General features: G+C 59.5%; 12 protein-coding genes and 8 pseudogenes. 11 read left to right on the plus strand and 9 right to left on the minus strand.

Translation table 11 applies throughout. The annotated features are described in order from the left end of the window. Positions 1-122: 122 nt before the first annotated feature. Positions 123-278, plus strand: a pseudogene (locus CP49_RS44820) (IS630 family transposase); the annotation flags it as partial. Between the two features lie 170 nt (positions 279-448). Then, positions 449-1,732 (plus strand): IS256 family transposase, encoded by a 1,284-nt coding sequence (locus tag CP49_RS20545; RefSeq protein WP_057852038.1) that lies wholly within the window; start codon positions 449-451, stop codon positions 1,730-1,732. A 35-nt stretch (positions 1,733-1,767) separates the two neighbouring features. Here the strand turns inward: CP49_RS20545 and CP49_RS20550 are convergent. Continuing rightward, positions 1,768-2,337, minus strand: a pseudogene (locus tag CP49_RS20550) (IS5 family transposase); the annotation flags it as partial. Between the two features lie 238 nt (positions 2,338-2,575). Here CP49_RS20550 and CP49_RS44825 point away from each other — a divergent pair. Then, entirely contained in the window at positions 2,576-2,950 is a 375-nt protein-coding gene (locus CP49_RS44825; RefSeq protein WP_197423163.1) for a serine hydrolase, read from the plus strand. Between the two features lie 418 nt (positions 2,951-3,368). Here the strand turns inward: CP49_RS44825 and CP49_RS20555 are convergent, their stop codons facing one another. From CP49_RS20555 to CP49_RS20565, 4 genes are all read right to left on the minus strand, one after another. After that, positions 3,369-3,800, minus strand: a complete 432-nt coding sequence (locus CP49_RS20555; protein WP_057852039.1) for a hypothetical protein — start codon at positions 3,798-3,800, stop codon at positions 3,369-3,371. Positions 3,801-3,912: 112 nt separating this feature from the next. Further along, positions 3,913-4,089 carry a thioesterase, FlK family gene (locus tag CP49_RS49305; protein WP_420807625.1) on the minus strand — a complete coding sequence of 59 codons (177 nt, stop codon included), beginning with the start codon at positions 4,087-4,089 and terminating at the stop codon, positions 3,913-3,915. 185 nt (positions 4,090-4,274) lie between these two features. Beyond that, on the minus strand, positions 4,275-5,204 hold the full coding sequence (locus tag CP49_RS20560; protein ID WP_057852095.1) for a TauD/TfdA dioxygenase family protein: 930 nt from the start codon (positions 5,202-5,204) through the stop codon (positions 4,275-4,277). Positions 5,205-6,306: 1,102 nt separating this feature from the next. After that, on the minus strand, positions 6,307-6,579 hold the full coding sequence (locus CP49_RS20565) for a hypothetical protein (RefSeq protein ID WP_156438539.1): 273 nt from the start codon (positions 6,577-6,579) through the stop codon (positions 6,307-6,309). Between the two features lie 50 nt (positions 6,580-6,629). On the opposite strand from CP49_RS20565, the gene CP49_RS44830 reads away from it, so the two are divergent. The 5 genes and pseudogenes from CP49_RS44830 to CP49_RS42975 all read left to right on the plus strand — a co-directional run. Then, positions 6,630-6,866, plus strand: coding sequence for a hypothetical protein (locus CP49_RS44830; protein ID WP_156438540.1), 237 nt, complete (start codon positions 6,630-6,632; stop codon positions 6,864-6,866). Continuing rightward, positions 6,859-7,050 (plus strand): hypothetical protein, encoded by a 192-nt coding sequence (locus tag CP49_RS20570; protein WP_156438541.1) that lies wholly within the window; start codon positions 6,859-6,861, stop codon positions 7,048-7,050. Before CP49_RS44830 ends, CP49_RS20570 begins: the two co-directional genes overlap by 8 nt. A 1,133-nt stretch (positions 7,051-8,183) precedes the next feature. Continuing rightward, a complete protein-coding gene (locus CP49_RS20575; protein ID WP_057852042.1) occupies positions 8,184-8,399 on the plus strand; it encodes a hypothetical protein in 216 nt (71 codons plus the stop codon). A gap of 124 nt (positions 8,400-8,523) precedes the next feature. Next, a complete protein-coding gene (locus CP49_RS20580; RefSeq protein ID WP_057852043.1) occupies positions 8,524-8,871 on the plus strand; it encodes a DUF6788 family protein in 348 nt (115 codons plus the stop codon). A 1-nt stretch (position 8,872) separates the two neighbouring features. Beyond that, positions 8,873-10,003: pseudogene (locus tag CP49_RS42975) on the plus strand (ISNCY family transposase); the annotation flags it as partial. Here the strand turns inward: CP49_RS42975 and CP49_RS20595 are convergent. Both CP49_RS20595 and CP49_RS42980 read right to left on the minus strand, forming a co-directional pair. Continuing rightward, positions 9,998-10,326 (minus strand): annotated as a pseudogene (locus CP49_RS20595) (hypothetical protein); the annotation flags it as partial. The pseudogenes CP49_RS42975 and CP49_RS20595 overlap by 6 nt on opposite strands. Further along, positions 10,326-11,081, minus strand: a pseudogene (locus tag CP49_RS42980) (IS5 family transposase); the annotation flags it as partial. The pseudogenes CP49_RS20595 and CP49_RS42980, both read right to left, overlap by 1 nt. A gap of 637 nt (positions 11,082-11,718) precedes the next feature. On the opposite strand from CP49_RS42980, the pseudogene CP49_RS20605 reads away from it, so the two are divergent. Then, positions 11,719-13,502 (plus strand): annotated as a pseudogene (locus CP49_RS20605) (ABC transporter ATP-binding protein). Positions 13,503-13,535: 33 nt separating this feature from the next. On the opposite strand, the gene CP49_RS20610 reads toward CP49_RS20605, so the two are convergent. Together CP49_RS20610 and CP49_RS47505 are read right to left on the minus strand one after the other, a co-directional pair. Beyond that, complete coding sequence (locus tag CP49_RS20610) at positions 13,536-13,724, minus strand: hypothetical protein (protein ID WP_057852047.1); 189 nt, start codon at positions 13,722-13,724, stop codon at positions 13,536-13,538. Positions 13,725-13,754: 30 nt separating this feature from the next. Beyond that, complete coding sequence (locus CP49_RS47505; protein ID WP_245310783.1) at positions 13,755-14,174, minus strand: hypothetical protein; 420 nt, start codon at positions 14,172-14,174, stop codon at positions 13,755-13,757. A 1,360-nt stretch (positions 14,175-15,534) separates the two neighbouring features. Between CP49_RS47505 and CP49_RS49310 the strand changes: the two are divergent. Together CP49_RS49310 and CP49_RS49615 are read left to right on the plus strand one after the other, a co-directional pair. Then, a pseudogene (locus CP49_RS49310) lies at positions 15,535-15,720 on the plus strand (formyltransferase family protein); the annotation flags it as partial. A gap of 1,332 nt (positions 15,721-17,052) precedes the next feature. Then, positions 17,053-18,024, plus strand: a pseudogene (locus tag CP49_RS49615) (AMP-binding protein); the annotation flags it as partial.

Raw genomic sequence — 18,024 nt, forward strand, 5'->3', positions numbered from 1 at the left:
AGCACCTCGCCCGCGACCTTTTGAATCAGACGCTTTTTCTGACTCAGTAAGACTAGTCATCTGGAACGCAAGTTCGTCACATTATAATGATAGCTCGAATCTCTCTGTAGAGGAGAGCGCTTGTGGCGAATGCATCTGTGAGAGGCCGGCCGATCGAGCCGTTGGTGCTGAGTGCGCAGGAGCGGACGTACTTGGAGAGACAAGTCCGTCGTCACCGTGTTGCGCGGTCGCTATCTGAGCGGTGCCGCGCGATCCTGCGATGTGCGGACGGCTTGCCAATGCCCCATGAAGGAGAGCTTGGCGCCTTGGCCATCACCTTTGCGATAGAGCCTGGCGTCTGGATCGGTGGTGAGCTATCGCCCAAAGTTGGTGACGGCGGGAATCGGGAAGGCGGCATATCGTGGGGGTGCTTGACGCCTCCACTTCTCCACCGAAGGAGCGATATGCCGTGTCCAAAGATAACATCATCAAGCTGATTCAGCCAGGAAACGTCGACGATCAACTCACTGAAATCTTGCGCAATGGGGCGCGTGCTTTGTTGGCCCAGGCGGTCGAGGCCGAGGTCTCGGACTTTCTCGGCAAGCATGGCGATTTGAAGACTGCGGACGGCCACCAGCGCATCGTGCGCCACGGTCACCTGCCGGAACGGGAGGTGATGACCGGTATCGGTCCGGTCGCCGTCCGCCAGCCGCGTGTGCGCGATCGCGAGGCGGACGCTACCGACCCCGACCGCATCCGGTTCTCTCCGTCGATCCTGCCGCCCTACATGCGCCGCTCGAAATCGATCGAGACGCTGCTGCCGATCCTTTACCTGAAGGGTATTTCCACCGGCGACTTCTCCGAGGCTCTGGCGGCGCTGCTCGGCAAGGATGCTGCCGGGTTGTCGGCATCCGCCATCGGCCGCCTGAAGGACGGTTGGCTTGACGAACACACCGCGTGGCAGAGGCGCGATCTGTCGGCGAAGCGCTACGTCTACATCTGGGCCGATGGCATTCATCTCCAGGCACGCCTCGAAGACGAAAAGCAGTGCATCCTGGTGCTGATCGGCGCAACGCCGGAAGGCCGCAAGGAACTGGTCGGCTTCACCGATGGCGCCCGCGAGAGCGCGCAGGACTGGCGCGATCTGCTGCTCGACCTGAAGCGACGCGGGCTAGACGTGCCGCCGCGGCTCACCATCGCCGATGGCGCGCTCGGGTTTTGGAAGGCTGCCGGTGAGGTCTGGCCGAAAACGCGCGAGCAGCGCTGCTGGGTGCACAAGACCGCGAACGTGATCGCCAAGTTGCCGAAGAGCCAGCAGCCGAAGGCCAAACGCGCGTTGCAGGAGATCTGGATGGCCGAAACCAAGGCCGCCGCCGAGCTGGCGTTCGACGCCTTCATCGAGAGTTACACGCCCAAATACGAGAAGGCGGCCGACTGCCTGAGCAGGGATCGGGACACGCTACTGGCGTTCTACGACTTCCCGGCCGAGCACTGGAAACACCTGCGGACGACCAATCCCATTGAAAGCACCTTCGCTACCGTGCGCCACCGCACGATCCGATCGAAGGGGTGCCTGTCCAACAGGACGGCGCTCGCGATGGTCTTCAAACTGCTCGAGGCCGCGCAGAAAAGCTGGCGTCGTCTCGATGGCCACAACCAGTTGCCAAAACTCGTTCTCGGTGTGACATTCAACGATGGGATCGAGGTCATCGCCAAACCGGCTGACCGTCAGCCCAAAACCGCCGCCGCCTGACCGGCCAGGCCGTCACCAAAATTTAGCGATAGCTCATCGGTGGTTGATCCATGCGTCTCGTTGGAGCGCTTCTCCTTGTGGAAGCCGCGCTCGCCATTGCGGCCTGGATCCGGCGGCTTGTCCTTGCCGTCCTTGCGTCGGAAGCTCTTCATTGATGCCCACGCCTCGATAAGCGTGCCATCGACCGAGAAGTGATCGTTCGACAGGAGCTGCTTCACCTCAGCCTGGTCCAACACCGCGCCGAAGAACTTCGCCGCGACATCCCCTTCCAGAAGCCGCTTCCGGTTCTTGGTGATTACCGTCACGTCCCAGATCGGCGCGTCCATCGACAGCCCGACGAACCAGCGAAACAACAGATTGTAATCGAGTTGCTCCATCAACTGGCGCTCTGAGCGCACCGAGTAGAACGCTTGTAAAAGCAGCGCCCGCAACAGCTTCTCTGGCGGAATCGAAGGCTGGCCAAGCTTCGCGAAATCGCCTGAGAGCGCCTCACGTGCCCCATCGACAAGCCGCCTAATGGCCCGCAGCGGGTGATCTTTGGGAACCCGCGCCGAGCAGCTCACGTACGAAAAAAGGCCCTCTGACGCCTCATCTTCTCCGCGCATCGGCTGTCCTCTGCCCCGATTCAACAGGACAAAGGAATCACAATCGCAGCCGATCCGCGATACTTTTTCCGCAGCCTGCTAGTCTAGTAGGTAAACCTCTGCGCTGACGAGTGGGGGAGAGCGATGTCGTACTGCGCAACCGCTAACCCTCCAGCTAAGGAGCAGTCCCAAACGCTGCATGACGCCGAACACTTCATCGCCAAGCTGCCAAACGCGAGCACGACGCGGCGGAACCTTGGTGGATAAGATTACTGTAGTCCATCCGATCGGCGCTGCCGAAATTGCCGACATTGTAGTAGCCGGCAATGACCTCTCTGTGCGATGGAGCGGTCGAAAGTTTGGACAGAGCCTCCATTTGTCAATTCTGGCATTTTGGGCGCCCCCTTCGTTGCGTCGAAGCAATGCAGCGTCTCGCCTCCGTTCCGCTTGTTATCAGCCTGGTACAGGCTGGGAGTACTCGCTTACGACGGACGTGCTGAGGGCCGTGATCGAGAAAGTGACGGGAAACAGCCTGGAATCGTTTGTCACCGAGCGGTTCATGACCAAGACGGCGATTATTGGCTCCGGCGCGATCTCGAATCCCATTCGGGAAGCGTTCTATGCGGCTGATTGAGGTTCGACCCCAGCGCTCTTCTGATCACAATCGTCGGATCCGCCCGGCGAGGCTGACACGTTCGAGTTGGGCCCATAAGCATCGGTCGAAGGCCAGCGCCAACCCTGTCCGATTCACCCCAGATAGTGTTGCAAAAGTCGAAAGTTGCAGGGCTCAAGATTTTTCGCGAAAGCACTAAGCAGCGAGCGATCGCTGATTCGTATGACCTCAATCGTGGTATCGAAGTTGCCTGTGAATTTTGCGTGAGGCCGTGAGGTCCCTCACATTTTGTATACGAAAGTCGCGCCCACGGCCCGCAGAATTTTGGTCATCGGCGAAAATCGACTTGTGCAACACAATCCCCCAGAAAGTGGACCGCGCGTCCTTAGGATGGTCTTCGGCTTGGGGCCAATAGCCGGCGTTCAGCTCGCTCCCAGCCCTAATCGCGGGGGCCCTGCCGCGGCTGAGGATTGTTGGCGGGGTTGGTATCGTACTTCGATATTCGCGTGATGAGCCCGCTAGTGGTGAGCGGTTGCAAGTCCGCCTCCAGCGCGTCGGCAATCTCCTTGGCATAGATCTCCCGGTCGTCTACGTAGAGTGCAAAGGATTTCAAATACTTTTCCTTCTTCGCTGGATTCTCAATCGTCGCCTTTGTCCACTGGTAGAGCGGATAGTTTTCGACGCCGTGCTCTTCTGCTGCGGCGACATACTCCGCAAAGGCATCGAACTGGCATTTCGGCGCAGCGCGATGCTTGGCGAGGATATCGAACAGCGGTGCCAGTGCCGGAACACGAAGTTTTCGGCCTACCGATTCCGCCGTGGCGGAATCATTCACATCGAACCTAACCTGATACTGCCAGTGAGAAGCCACGCTATGCTCGCCTTCTGGTCGCACCCGATTATTCTCCTTTTCCCATCGCAAGGCGCTACCGCTTCCTCACGAGCAGGTCCGGCATGCATTGTATCACAAGCTGGCCGCAATGTCAGGCCGACCGTTGCGTTAGGAGCTCCTCATTTTTAAGGCACTCGTTGGACGAACGAAGATCGATCACCACCCGTTGATAGGTGCCGCTGCCGATCTCCTCTATCCCGTCGCTTGCCGGCACCTTGAAGTCAACTCGTTTTCCCTCGACGTTGATTACCTCGGCCGTCGCGCACACCTCGTGGCCTACAGGCCGTGGCGGCGAAGGGCTGTACGTCTACTGCAGCGCCGACCCCGCTTTCGATGAGGCTCGCGAAAACCAGATCTTCGTCAGACCCGCGCTGGCCGTTTCTCAACTAGCACAAGCAACGAACGCGGGAGCATAGTCTATAACGGTAGGATCTCCGTGAATTTGCGAACGCGTTAGGCGGTCTTCATTGGGCCGCTGCTTGGTGACCTTACGCGCGTTACACTGCACCGGCCATCAATGCTGACGGGCACGTCACCCTCGATGGTGGCGCGACGAACGACGCGATGCTGGTCGCCGTAATCATTGACCGCATAATGGTGTGTGGCGCGGTTATCCCAGATCGCGACATCGCCCTCCCTCCAGTTCCAGCGCACGGTGTTTTCAGGCGCGGTGATATGAGACTGGAATACATCCAACAGCTTTTGGCCGTCATATTTGGGGATGCCAAGAAAACGCTGTACCAAAGCGCCGAGCACTAGCGTCCGCTCTCCGGTTTCGGGGTGGACACGCACCACGGGATGCTCAGTCTCGAAGTTGGTTCTGGTGAAGACCTCGTCAAAATGCTTCTTATCGACCTCGCGGACTCGGGCCATTCCGGCATAGTCGAAGACGTTGCTGTGAACGGCCCAGAGCTCGTCTGCAAGCCGTTGCAGCGGTGGCGGCAGGTCGAGATAAGCGGCCGCGGCGTTCGACCAGACCGTATCGCCGCCGAATAGTGGGATCACAACGGCCCGCAGCACCAAAATCTTGGGATAGGAATCGGCGAAGGTCCCATCGGCGTGCCACACATCGGCCCGGCCACCGCCGCGCGCGGAGTCAAGCTCGAGGAGCGATGCCGTTCCCTTGGCAACGCCGAGCATCGGATGCGGCACCAGCTTCCCGAAACGGGCAGCAAATCGCTCCTGCTCGGCGTCATCGAGATGACCTTGGTCGCGGAAGAAGATCACCTTGTGGTCGAGCAGCAAGCTGTTGAGTGCAGCGATCGTCTGGTCCGGCAAATCGCTCGAGAGCTTGATATTTCTGATTTCGGCGCCGATGCGCGCTGCGCGTTTGACGATATCGGTACGCGGAATGACATTATCGATCAAGGTCGTTTCGCTCATGGATGTTCCAGCCTTTGCGGTTTCTTCACCAAACAAACGCATTCAGCTGCGACCCGGAATGGGTGAACGCTAGATTGCTAATCATCAAAATCCGCGGCAATCGGCCCGTTGGTGCGCTGTTCGTGCGAGGCAAAAGCGGCCACGCACGGATCGCGGCTGATCCGTACCATTTTCGATGGGATACGCCTGAAACTCGCCGGTGCCCCTTGCCTCGGTGCAGCATTAGCTTGATTGAGCGCATCGACGATCCGGCAGGTTCAACTTCGAAGAGTCTCATCGAGACTGCCTTCGATCATTGGTTTGGTGAAACTTCTCTACGATCGCGGATACGATCTCGTCCTTCCAAGAAGATACGAAGCGCTTGGGTGCGCAGGTGACGTCACCGGGTTTCATAGGCAAACCTCGCATTTAGCAAGTGATCTCCAGCAAGCACCGTGCCAGCCGCGAACGACTACCTGGCGGCAAGAGCGCCAAAGGGATCGGGAAAACCCGGCGCGACGGTCACCAAATTGGGCCGATAATTCGACCAGATAGCCGGCTAGCCCCGATGGCCAGCGCGCGCGAAGAAGCAGCGCCTAACGATACGTGAGGTCGAGCGCCTAGGTCGGGGCCAACGGCACAGCGGCGTATGATCGTCAGGCGTCCGTTCGGATCAGCACGAGAGGCGATAGTCATCAGATGACCTTCCATCTTTCAACATCAGACACGTCGGGTTCAAGACGGAGATGTCGGAGATCTGACAACCTGCAGCGTCGATCCAAAGGCATGCTGGCGGCTACGCGTGTGTTTTCTCTCGTAAAGCAAGGCACACACCAAATCCGGCACCATCGCGGCACCCCCGATCTCGATGTGGTGGCACCTTTCATTCCCGAGCTGCTCCGGCGATAGCCGACCGCCCGATGCACGTAGATTCAGATCGAGTTACGGGGGGCTGGTCGACAATACCGCCGGCGCATCGTTTGCAGCTCTCCGCGAGTGATCGAAGTTCCCGTCACGAGAACATCGCGGTTGATGTTTGCCCAGGTCATTCCCCGGCCAATGGATGAAGAGAACCGTGACCCGCCTCGCTGCTAGCGTTCTGTCCCGCAAGTTCGTAGCATGGTTATTGCATGGGTTCCGCGTATCCGATGAAGGAGATATCGATGCGCACCGGACAGGCGAAGGCGATGCTGACGATTTCCAGCGACCAAGACACGCAGCTCACGGCCATAATACGGTCGCGCTCGCTGCCGCGGCGCTGACGCTGCGAACAGAGATCGTGCTGGCCTGCCAACGCGAGCCGAGCAACGTCGTCTTGGCGACGCGGCTTGGTGGTCGGCCCCATACGATCGGCAAACGGCCCAATCGCTTTATCGCAAATCGCATCGAGGATCATCTACGATGAGACGCGTACCGGCGGACCCCCGCACGGTTGAGGATGAGGCTGTGGCCGAGCTGATTAGCAAGACACTTGCTCGCAAGCCCAAAGCCGCAATCCATTGGAGCGTGCGCCCATCTAAAGAGACGGAAATTGCCAAAAGCACCGTTCATCGCCTGTTCCAACTCTTCGGTCTGCGGCCTCACTGTACCGGCAGCTTTAAACCCTCGACCGATGCTTTTTTGTCGAGAAGTCCCGCTTCCAGAAGATTGGAAGGCGATGGAGGAGACTGCTTGCATGAGTGACGGGCTTCAAAAGGGCGATGACGCGGCCACCATTGAGGAACTGCTCCAACTGCTAATCAGCATCCTATCGTCAGCAAGGCGGCTTCCGCGCGGCCCAGAAAGCGATGCAGCGTTACGGCAGATAGGGGAACTTCAAAAAGGTGTAGGCGTGGTCCTGCTGAAGCGGTTTTACGATAAAGCATAGCAAGCTCCTTTGCCGTGGGGCAGGGGCTGCCTGCGGACAATCTGCCTCAACTCACGACGGAGCCGCGTAAGGCCCGCAACGAGATGTCGGATCTCGCTTGGCGGCTGATGAATCCGGGCGAATCTACACCCCCCGTCCGCCGCCCGGTTGAATCGCTACAGTCAGCAATCTCGGCGAAGCACAGTGGAGCGCGCGGCTTCGGCACATCAGAGTCAAGCTCTTGGGCTGCCGCGAGACTTGGCATCGCTGCACTTCAGCTGCCAGCGTGGTGAAGCGGCGAAGAAAATGCAAGGGGCTATCCGCCGAAAGGCGAGAATGCGTAACAGCTCCCATACTTTCCTGCGCGGTCCAGTAAGGTGCCGCGGCGATATGCGGCAGAAAGTTCGCTGGTTGCGAGCGGCTTGATAGATGGCGGCCATAACCAGACAGACCTTGAAGGGAGCACATTGAATATCACGCACAACGTTCTCTTCGGATTTCATCTTTTAGACAGCTCGTGCTGAAACACCATCGGCTATTTTGTTTCAGGGGAGGGTGAGAGATAGACAATGCAAGCGCTAAGCGTCTGCGGACTACCGGGCGGCCGTAAAGTGTCTGAACGCCGCCGAGCGGCGGCGGTTTGCTAGAGCCGGCCACTCGGGTCGCTTCCGAAATCGATCGGTTGTGCCGCCCTTTTCACTCAGCGGCAACAGGAGCTCCGAAATCGTCCTATCGGCACCGGCCACCATTGAACTCGATAGCTGCATCGTAACTGTCCCGACGCTCAAACGCCTCAAGCCCGGTATGCGAAAAAGCCTGGTACTTTCCACGATGTGTGCTGTGATGATGCCGATCGATTACGCGTGCTCAAAAAAGGGGCCACCGCCCGCATCGAGTAGGACATCGAGAAGCTTGCTGAGGCTGTCGAACCCGTGATCTTGCGGGGCTATCACGGCGCAGCACGACCGACGCCGGCATTTATCGCCGTGAGGAACCTCGCACGCATGACCGCGGGGTGATGACCGAAAGATTGCGGGTCATCACCGATGGCGGGCATTCCTATTCCAAAGAACTCGTCGATTTCTTGCAGCATATATTACGCACCGGGTGCCAAAATCCGAACGTGCGCACTGTCGTGCTCGACGGGTCCTACCATGACGATGGAATCGGACCTTGAAGGAGCTCTTGCAGAGGCCCGAACAGCACGCTCGCAGCGGCAGTCTCCGGCAGCCCTTACCAAGAGGGTTGAGGAGGCGGGCAGCCCAATCGAGCCGGCTGTGGTTTTCGGCAAGCTAAACATCAATTTCTTCTTCAACGTGCTGGTTTTGGCCAAATTCATAAAGCTGAAGCCAGTCGAGCAATTCGGTTAGCTACTTTCCGGCGCAAAATCAACCGACCTTGATCGCTGTGCGGAGTCGATCGGTAGGGCGAAAAGTGCAAGGTCGGACGAGGTCGACGTTGACTTGCGTGGGCGGTGCTGATTCATTTGTATGAATGATTCGCAATCGAGCCCTTCAAACGCGCGAGAAGCTTGTCGGGAAGCTGGCGGTCACTGGTGAGCTGCTGCGCGGTTCGTTGCTGAAGCGCACGGTTCGTCACAAGAGCGGCTGCCCGAAGTGCGCGCGCGGCGAAGGGCACCAGGTGCATGTCCTGACCGTGAGCTATGCGGGTGGACGCGTGCGCCAGTTCAGCGTGCGCCGTGAGCGCGTTGCCGAAGTGCGCCGTTGGCTGGAGAATTATCAGAAACTGAAAGAAACGATCGAGGCGATCTGCGAACTCAATCACCAGCTGTTGCGCCCTAATGCGGCGGTGCCGCGGGGCGGGAGGAAGAAACGTGATTGAGATGCGCAGAGCGCAACTGAGCTTCGGCGACGGCTTGATCGCCGGGGAAGTGAGCGATCTTCGCGAAGGTTGGATGCCACATGCTGACCGGGTTCTGGCGGATGAACAGATCGTAGGTGCGGTGTACGAGGCGCTGGCGAGACGACACCCCAAGAGCCGCAGTCGTGGTCGGCTGGGCGCACCGGCCGAGGTGGTTTTGCGATTGTTGATTCTCAAGCACGTTCGCAACTGGAGCTATCACGTGCTGGACGCGAAGTGCGCGCCAATCTGGTGTATCGCGACTTCACCCGGGTAGGCGGCGGCAAGACGCCGGACGCGAAGACAATGGGGCGCTGGGGCTGGGCTGTGGATCCGGAGACAATCAAGCAGATCCACGACCGGATCGTGCAAATCGCGCAGGAACAAGGGGTGACGCAGGGACGCAGAATGCGCGTGGATACGACAGTGGTGGAGACCAACATCCACCACCCGACCGACAGCACGTTGTTGGGCGACGGGGTTAGGGTGTTGATCCGCACCATGAAGAAGATCACCAGGATCGTGGGCACGGCCGGAACGAAGCTGCGCGACCGAACGCGAAAGCGTAAAACTGCGCCTGCTCGATATCGCGCGAACCGCGCGTGCCAAAGGACCGCTCAATCACGAGAAGCTCAAGGAACGCTACCGGCGGCTGTTGAACTCGACGAGCCGTGTAGTGGGGCAAGCGAAGCGCTTCTCCCATGAGATCTCCGCAGGCGTGAAGCGGGCCAAGGGCATCTTGAAACGGCTGGCGCTGAAAGGCTTGCGGCAGGAGCTGGAAACGATGATGCCGCTCGTGCGACAGGTGATGCGGCAGACCCGGGAACGCATCTTCCGCGGCAACACACACGGGCAGAGGACAAGCTCTTCAGCGTGTTCGAGCCCTCGACGGAGATCATTCGAAAGGGTAAGGCCGGCAAGCCCAATGAGTTCGGCAAGATGGTCAAGCTGCAGGAGGCCGAAAAACCAAATCGTGATCGACTACGAAGTCTACGATCGGCGGCCGAGCGATTCGGACCTGTTGGTTCCGGCCATCGAAATCCACCAAGCCAAGCTCGGCCGCACGCCGCGCTTGGTCGCAGCAGACGCCGGGTTCTATTCCGCCAAGAATGAAGGCAGAATCGTCGCCATTGTGGATGTAGAAGTGGCCGACGAGCCTGTCTGCAGTGGCGATCATAGCCATCCGCGACCGCAGGACGGATCGTTCTCGTCGTGCCCTTCCCATGAGAACTCCGCGCACGCCGATCCGTCGCGGGTGCCGTAGCGCACGTCCAAGAAGCTCTTGAGAGCCCCAAACGCGATTTCGCCATCGGACTTGCCCTGGAAGGTGAGATGCGCCTCCTCGAGAAGATCGAGGTACTCGTTGTCCCAGACGTCCATCTCGACGATGCGCCAGCGGCCTGCAAAGGCCTTGGCGAAGCCGGGCACCTTGGCCATCAGCCGGTCTCCGCGATCCGCTTGGGCAGCCGCACCAGATTGTAGTCGGTGGCAGCGAAGGTAAAGGCCCATGCGACGCGGTCACGGCCACGGAACCGGGTCTTCTCTTGCCCCGGGATCGTCTTGATCCAGCCGAATGCCTCCTCGATCCGCTTCGGATGCGCTGGCTGACAGCATAGCCGCTGTGCCGGGTCGTTCGCCCGTCAAGCGTAGAGCGGCGGCCGCTGGTGTTCTGTGCCACATGCGGCGTCACGTTCATCGAGCGCAGCTCGTTGACGAAGTCTTCAACGTCGTAGGCTTTGTCGGCGCCAAGCGTGATCGCTGTCGGTCGGTCAGCACGAGGCTCGATCATGTGCAGCGCGGCCACCCGCTCGGCATGCCCGTCGGCCTGCGTCAGGCAGGCGTCGACCAGCAGACCGTGGCGGTTCTCCATCAGCCCGTGCCCAATGAAGCACAGCTTCGTCTCCTTGCCTTTGCCCTTGCGATACAGCCTGGCGTCTGGATCGGTAGTCGAAGCATGGGTGTCGTTCGAGCGTTTCTGGCCGTGGAAAGTCCGCATCGGCATTGCGGCCGCCGCCTTGCGCCGGCGGTTCGCCGGAGCCGTCCTTCGGCTTGACACTCTTCATCGAGGCCCAGGCCTCGATCAGCGTACCATCGACCGAGAAGTGATCACTCGATAGAAGCCTCTTCACCATAGGCTGCGCCAGCACCGCCGCCAAGAACTTCGCCGCGATGTCGCCTTCCAGCAGCCTTGAGGTATGTCTATTTTCACAGGGCACTACGATTGTATCGAGCTGCGACCCTGCCAATTGAGATACATCAGTTTTATGCAGCTGATGCTTCCCCTAGTCGTCGTGTGCGGGGCAAAAACTCAATCGCCCCGGAGGCAAGATCTATCATGCGCGGCTGGGACCGCGTTTTGAGTGGGGCGGCCATTCATGCAGTTTCAGTTCCAGGCAATCACGTAACGATGATGAGCAACCCAGAAAACCGCGAAGTTCTGGCACGCATGTTATCGAGAGCCTTGAATGGTTCGCCAATAAACACGCTGAACTGCACCCCGTTTTCACCGGACACCCGCGTTAGCCGGAGGAGCTAGGCCTAGTCCTAGGCATATGCCTATGTCTGAGATGTTTTCGAAGGTGGAAGTCAACACCCGGCGTTGCCGTGCTGGCGTCGGTTTACGATGACCTGCCACCGAACTTTCATCCAGCGCCGGTTAGAGTGTCGGAGGTGGTACGTCAAGTGCCGCGGGTGGAGCAACGGACGATCGGCGGAGCTGGTCGACCCAGTAGCGATTTTCGCAATCGATGCGAAGAAGGAACCAACATATCGCGGAGTTTCCATTTCAGCTTTCCTGGGACCGATCGCATTGATGCGACTGGATAGACCATGAGCCGTTTCCATATCGGTCTGCGCGTCGACGCTTTTCGCGACGTTCTCGCCTTCACTGGCCGCCACTGGAGCTGGCAGCCGGCCCGGCTCGCGATCATCATGATCGCGATGTTCGCCTGCACGTTGGCTGACGTACTGACGCCGCTCTATACGGGCCGGCTGGTCGACGCAGTTGCGAACGGAGCTGCAACGGAGGCCGTCGCATGGCTTGCCGCCTTCTCTATGCTGATTGGGCTCGCACTCGGCGCCATTGTTATGCGTCACGTTGCTTTCATCTGCATCATCGATCTGACGCTGAAGATGTTGTGCGACATCTCGAGCGACGCATTTGATCGGGTCCAGCGCTTTTCGACCGATTGGCATGCCAACAATTTCGCCGGCTCGACGGTACGCCAGATCACGCGCGGCATGGGCGCGCTCGACCTCTTGAACAACACGATCCTCGTCGCGTTGTTCCCCTCGCTCATCATGCTGATCGGTTCGGCCGTGCTGCTCGGCTGGCACTGGCCGATGATGGGCCTGATCATTGCCTGCGGCTCTCTCGCCTATGTCGGATTGACGATCACGCTATCACTCGGATATATCGCGCCGTCGGCGAGCCTTGCGAACAGCTGGGATAGCAGGCTTGGCGGCGCGCTCGCCGACGCGATCAGTTGCAACGCGGTGGTCAAGGGCTTCGCAACCGAACAATGGGAAAACGAGCGCCTCGCAACGGTCATCGCCAAGTGGCGACGTCGGATGCGTCGGAGCTGGGTGCGTGGAGCGATCAACGGCACGACGCAAGGCGTAACTCTGCTCGCGCTCCGGGTGGCGGTGATCTGCTATGCCCTGCTTCTATGCTCACGCCGCCAGGCAACCGCGGGCGATATCGCCCTCGCGCTTACCTTTGTGCTGCAGGGCTACCTGCGCGACGTAGGCATGCACGTCCGCAACGTGCAGCGCTCAGTGAATGATATGGAGGAGCTGGTCTATATCCAGAGCCAGCCGCTCGACATCGCTGATTGTCCGGAGGCCAAGCAGATCCGGATCACGAAGGGCCGCATCGATTCTAAGAACGTCCATTTCCATTATGGCAACGATGGATTGCCGCTCTACAGGGACTTCTCAGTGTCGATAAAGGCCGGCGAACGGGTCGGTCTGGTCGGTCCCTCCGGCTCCGGCAAGACCACCTTTGTGAAGCTCATCCAGCGACTTTACGACGTGAACGGCGGTCGGATCCAGATCGATGAGCAGAACATTTCGAAGGTGACGCAGGCTTCGCTGCGCTCTCAAATTGCGATTGTGCAGCAGGAATGCCTCTTCCATCGCTCGCTAGCCGAGAACATAGCCTACGGCCAGCCCGGCGCCAGCCAGGCCGAGATTGAGGAGGCGGCAAAACTCGCCAGCGCGCATGAATTCATCGCGCGCCTGCCGAAGGGCTACGGTACGCTGGTCGGCGAGCGTGGCGTAAAGCTTTCCGGCTGCAGCGCGAGCGGGTGGCGATCGCGCGTGCCTTCCTTGCGGACGCGCCGATCTTGATTCTGGACGAGGCAACCTCGAGCCTCGATTCGGAGTCGGAAGTGCTGATCCAGAACGCGATGGAGCGGCTGATGGTCGGGCGCACCACGCTGATCATCGCGCACCGGCTCTCGACGGTGCGCGCGCTCGATCGGCTGCTCGTCTTCGATCGCGGCCGCATCATCGAGGAGGGCGACCACGCCGCGCTGATCCGTCTAGACGGCGGCATCTACCGCCGTCTGTTCGAGCGGCAGCGCTGGAGCGTGGCGAAGGGGCTGGTTTGAGGCCAATGCGGAAAGGGTCGGATGAGGCGTGATTCACTCGTTTTTGCGGGGACTCTCGACGGTTTTGTGAGGCGCGGCGACGGGCTGGTGACGGACGCCGTGCGCGACCTCATTGAAGTCGGATTGAACTGGCCCGCTGCTGCTAACACGGTGGCCGAGGGAGCGGCGCAGCTCGATGTAGCGCTCGACCTTCTCGCCGAAGAATGCGGCGAAGGCGGTCATGCGGCGCCTCCCGGAAGGGGGAGCGCGACCTCAGCGAGCTGCCCCGGGTTTGCCGGAGGCCATTTGGTTCAAATTATGCTGCCATGGCCGACTGTTCCAGCATGGCGTAGTAGCGTTGCTCGGCTTCTGGGATGTTGCCGATGGGCCCCAGGAGCCGTCGGTTGTTGAACTGACCTGCCACCGAACTTTCATCCAGCGGCGGTTAGAGCGGTTCACGGCTTGATTGAATCGGAAGGGATTCCGGATTTGGGGCGAATATGATTCAAGATGACCGCAATGTGCTGCAGCAAAATGGCTGAACCGCGCAATCCGGCTCAGATAAAGCTTAGCGGATGCTCGCTTGTAACAGAGCGAGAAAAAATACCCCGCGATGCGATCCATCTCGGCGCCGAGCGCCCCGTTACGAAGACGCTTGAGCAGCCCGCGACACGAAAAATAGAACTTGAGCATTGTGCCCCTCCGGCGTTGCGGCGCAGGGGGATCCCGCGTCCGCGCGAGAGGCACGAAATATTACGTGGCGGAGGAATCCAGGCGTGGCGGGACCTGGCTGGCGTTAGGGCGCCTCCGCCACATAATCTCGTCCGACACATAAGAACGGATCTGAGCCGGCATCGCGCACAAGCGCAACAAGGCCATCGATATTCTTGAGGACAATCGACTTCGATACGAGAGGTCTTGTCGCCATTGACGGTCCGTCTTGGCATCTTGAGCTCTGTCCGCTTCAAGACGTCAATGTCCCAAGGTCGACAGTTGGATGGCAGTATTCCCCGAGCGAGGCGCGAAGCTCATTCTTTCGTCAGGAAGATCTTGAGGACATCTTTGGCACGCTAGTTGCTAAGATGATGGGCGTCACACCACAATCTCGCCGCCTCGGCTAAGAGTTCAGATGAAACCTGTTCGATTGATCCAGATCAGTGCGATGCTGATGCTGCCGCAGTCCGTGGCACGCGCGGTGTTGCGAGGTTTCTCACATTCTGATGTCGCTTCGATTCCCGGCAATGACTTGGCCATAATAGTGCTAGGTCTGTTCACACTCACGTTTGAGTGGCATTCTCGGAGCGAAGGTCCAGCAGCGTTTTGACGCTCAACAGTCCGGCAGAACGAAGTGGCTTGCTGCCGCTCCGAAACGGGGCGTGCTCGTATTGCTGCGACTATCGACCGGGCTTCCCTAATGGATATCAGGTCGCAAAGTGGTGGTGATGGATTTTCTGAGTGAGGTCTCTAGTCGGTTTTGCGCGCCGTTTCGGGCCACCCAGGCTGCACGACGAGTTAACCAGAGCGCGAACACGGCTCCGGCTTTCCTCCGCTGCGCGCTGGCGCGCATCTCTGCTCGTGCTCAGATTTGGTGGCGAAGCGCTCGGGCATGTCACATGCGACCATTTAAGTCGCTAGTTGTTGCAGATCCTACTGCGCGTGATTTTGCGGAGTTGAGCAGTCAATCGCGGGGCCATTGAAAGTGCTGGCTCGCGTGGCACACGAGGAGTTTTCGTCTATGGGGGTGGAATACGAACATTGCGACACATGTGTGTTGGCCTCGTCGAGTTGCGAACTCGGCGATTGGGCTGGGCAACGACCTGAAGCCTCACCAATAGGTTCTACCGTCTTTGTTGGTAGTGGCACGCTAGCGATTAGGTGCGCTCAGCTAGCGATGGAGATGGGCCACGTCATCGGCGCAATCTTGAGTGCCGACGCCATATTCCGCGATTGGGCTGCTCGCGCCAATATCTTGTGCGTAGGGAGCGTTGAAGAGCTCTCCATACTGCTCAATACCGAACCGGTGGACTGGATATTTTCTGTTGCCAATCCGTTCATGTTGCCAGCAGATGTGTTTGGGCGAGTGCGTCGAGGGGCTTTCAACTACCACGACGGTCCGTTGCCACGGTATGCGGGAACTCATGCGACGTCTTGGGCGCTGCTGGCCCAAGAGACCGAATATGCCGTCACGTGGCATCGCATCGATGATGGTGTTGATACGGGTGACCTGGTTGTTCAACGCCAAGTCTTGATTGCGCCCACTGATACGGCGCTAACCCTGAACCTCAAATGTTATGGGGCTGCAGTCGAGGGCTTCCGAGAGCTTTTAACTGGTTTAGCGAATGGAGAGCTCAATACCTGTCCGCAGGCGCTAGTGGACAGAAGCTACTTTCCGAGACGTCGACGTCCAGATGCGGCGGGCTGTCTGCGATGGGATCGATCCGCGCAAGATCTCTCAGCGATAACGCGCGCCTTAGACTTTGGGCCGTATCATTCCAATCCGTTATGTCTGTCCAAGGCTCTTGTGGGCGATGACGTTGTCGCAGTCAGGTGCTTGGAGGTGTCGTCTGCCCGCTCGGGCCTTTCGCCGGGTTCCCTGGTTGAAATCCACCCGAGCCACTGGCGTGTGGCGACGGCCACAGAAGATGTTGATGTCTGGTTTGGCAGCTCAGATGGTGAGACTCTGGACGCCCGGGCACTTGCAAGGCACTCCGATCTGAATGTAGGCGATCGCCTTCCGATTCTAAGCGATGACGAGGCGCGGAGCATAACTGTTACACATGAAATGTTGGCGCCTCGGGAGAGTTTCTGGCGACAGCGGCTTGAGCAATCTAAAATATTGCAGCTTCCTTTTCTGTCGTCTCCACAAGCTGTGGCTCCCCCGAGATGGCAGTCGAGTTCATGGCTCATTCCAAGTGCCTTGGCCGAGCTGTCCCCCAATGATCGCACCGAGTACCTACTGAGCGCTTGGCTGATCTATCTCGCCCGCCTCACGGGAGAATCAGAGCTTCAATTGGGATGGACTCCCCCAGCGAATGAATCGCGAGCCGGGGTGAAGGCGGTGGAGGTGCTTGTCGCTTCTGTCGTGCCAATGGAAATTATCATAGATCTCGGTCATGATTTTGCAGAGGTGCGCAGGGCGGTGGCGGCCGAGTGTGCTCAGCTGAGGGAGCACGATAGCTTTGCGCGGGATATTATCGCGCGCTACCCGACGTTGCGGAGTGGTGAGGCGCTACGATCGCGCCGTCCCTGGCCGGTTGGCGTTACGGTTACTGCAAATAGCGGGTCTGCCGCTGGTGATCTTGCAAGCCCGAGTTTTGAGGCGCCCCTATCCGGTAATTTGCTGACGTTTGAGGTTTGCGCTCTGGAAGGGAGCTTTCGATGGCACTTTGATGCAGGTCGCTTGGCGCCCAAGCAGATCGACCGCATGACGCAGCATTTGCAGAATTTGTTGTGTGCTGTGATGGCCGATGCGCAGCAGCCGGTAGGACGAATCCGGCTCCTGCCGTCCGCTGAGCGCGCGTATCTGTTGGAGGAGCTGAACCGGACGGCGGCGGAGTATCCTGAGCAGCAGTGCATCCATGAGCTGTTCGAGGCGCAGGTGCGCAAAGCGCCGGATGCGGTGGCGGTGGTCTATCAGGACCAGCGCTTAAGCTATGACGAGCTCAATGCGCGGGCGAACCGGCTGGCGCACCACCTGATCGCGCTCGGGGTCAGGCCGGACCAGCCGGTGGCGATCTGCCTTCAGCGCAGCATCGCGATGGTGGTCGGGCTGTTGGCGATCCTCAAGGCGGGGGGCGCGTATCTGCCGCTGGATCCGGCCTATCCGTCGGCGCGGCTGCACCAGGTGCTCAACGATGCGGCGCCGCCTCTGCTGCTGGCCGATGCGGCGGGACGATCGGCGCTGGGCAGCGATGCGCTACTCGATCTGACGGTGGTCGACCTGGAGACGGCGACCCCGGCGTGGGCGCAGCTGCCGGCCGCGAACCCGGACCCGCGCGCCCTCGGTCTGACCTCACGCCATCTCGCCTATGTGATCTACACCTCGGGATCCACCGGAACGCCCAAGGGCGTCATGGTCGAGCATCGGGGATTGGTCAATCTGGGGTTGGCTCAGATCGTGCTTTTTGGCGCTTGTTCCAACAGTAGAGTGGTGCAGTTCGCCTCCTTTGGTTTTGATGCAAGTGTTTCAGAGCTTGTCATGGCGTTTGGCTCAGGAGCTGCCTTGCACTTGCCTGCGGGTGAGATCCGTCAATCGACCAAAGAGCTATCGGACTATCTGCGAAACGAAGCCATCACGCATGCGACGTTGCCTCCAGCATTGCTTCAGGGAAGCCAGCATCTGGAATATTTGGCGTCGCAACTTCTCGTTCTTGCTGGAGAGCTCCCGAAGGCCGAACTTATCCGAGCCCTGCCTGCAGCATCTATTATCAACGCCTATGGACCTACCGAAGCAACAGTCTGCGCGACGACGTGGAGCTGCCCGGCTGATTTTGATGGCGCCGTTGTCCCGATTGGCCGTCCGATTGCGAACACGCGGATCTAT

Source organism: Bradyrhizobium valentinum (assembly GCF_001440405.1).
In the GTDB taxonomy this organism is placed as follows: Bacteria; Pseudomonadota; Alphaproteobacteria; order Rhizobiales; family Xanthobacteraceae; genus Bradyrhizobium; species Bradyrhizobium valentinum.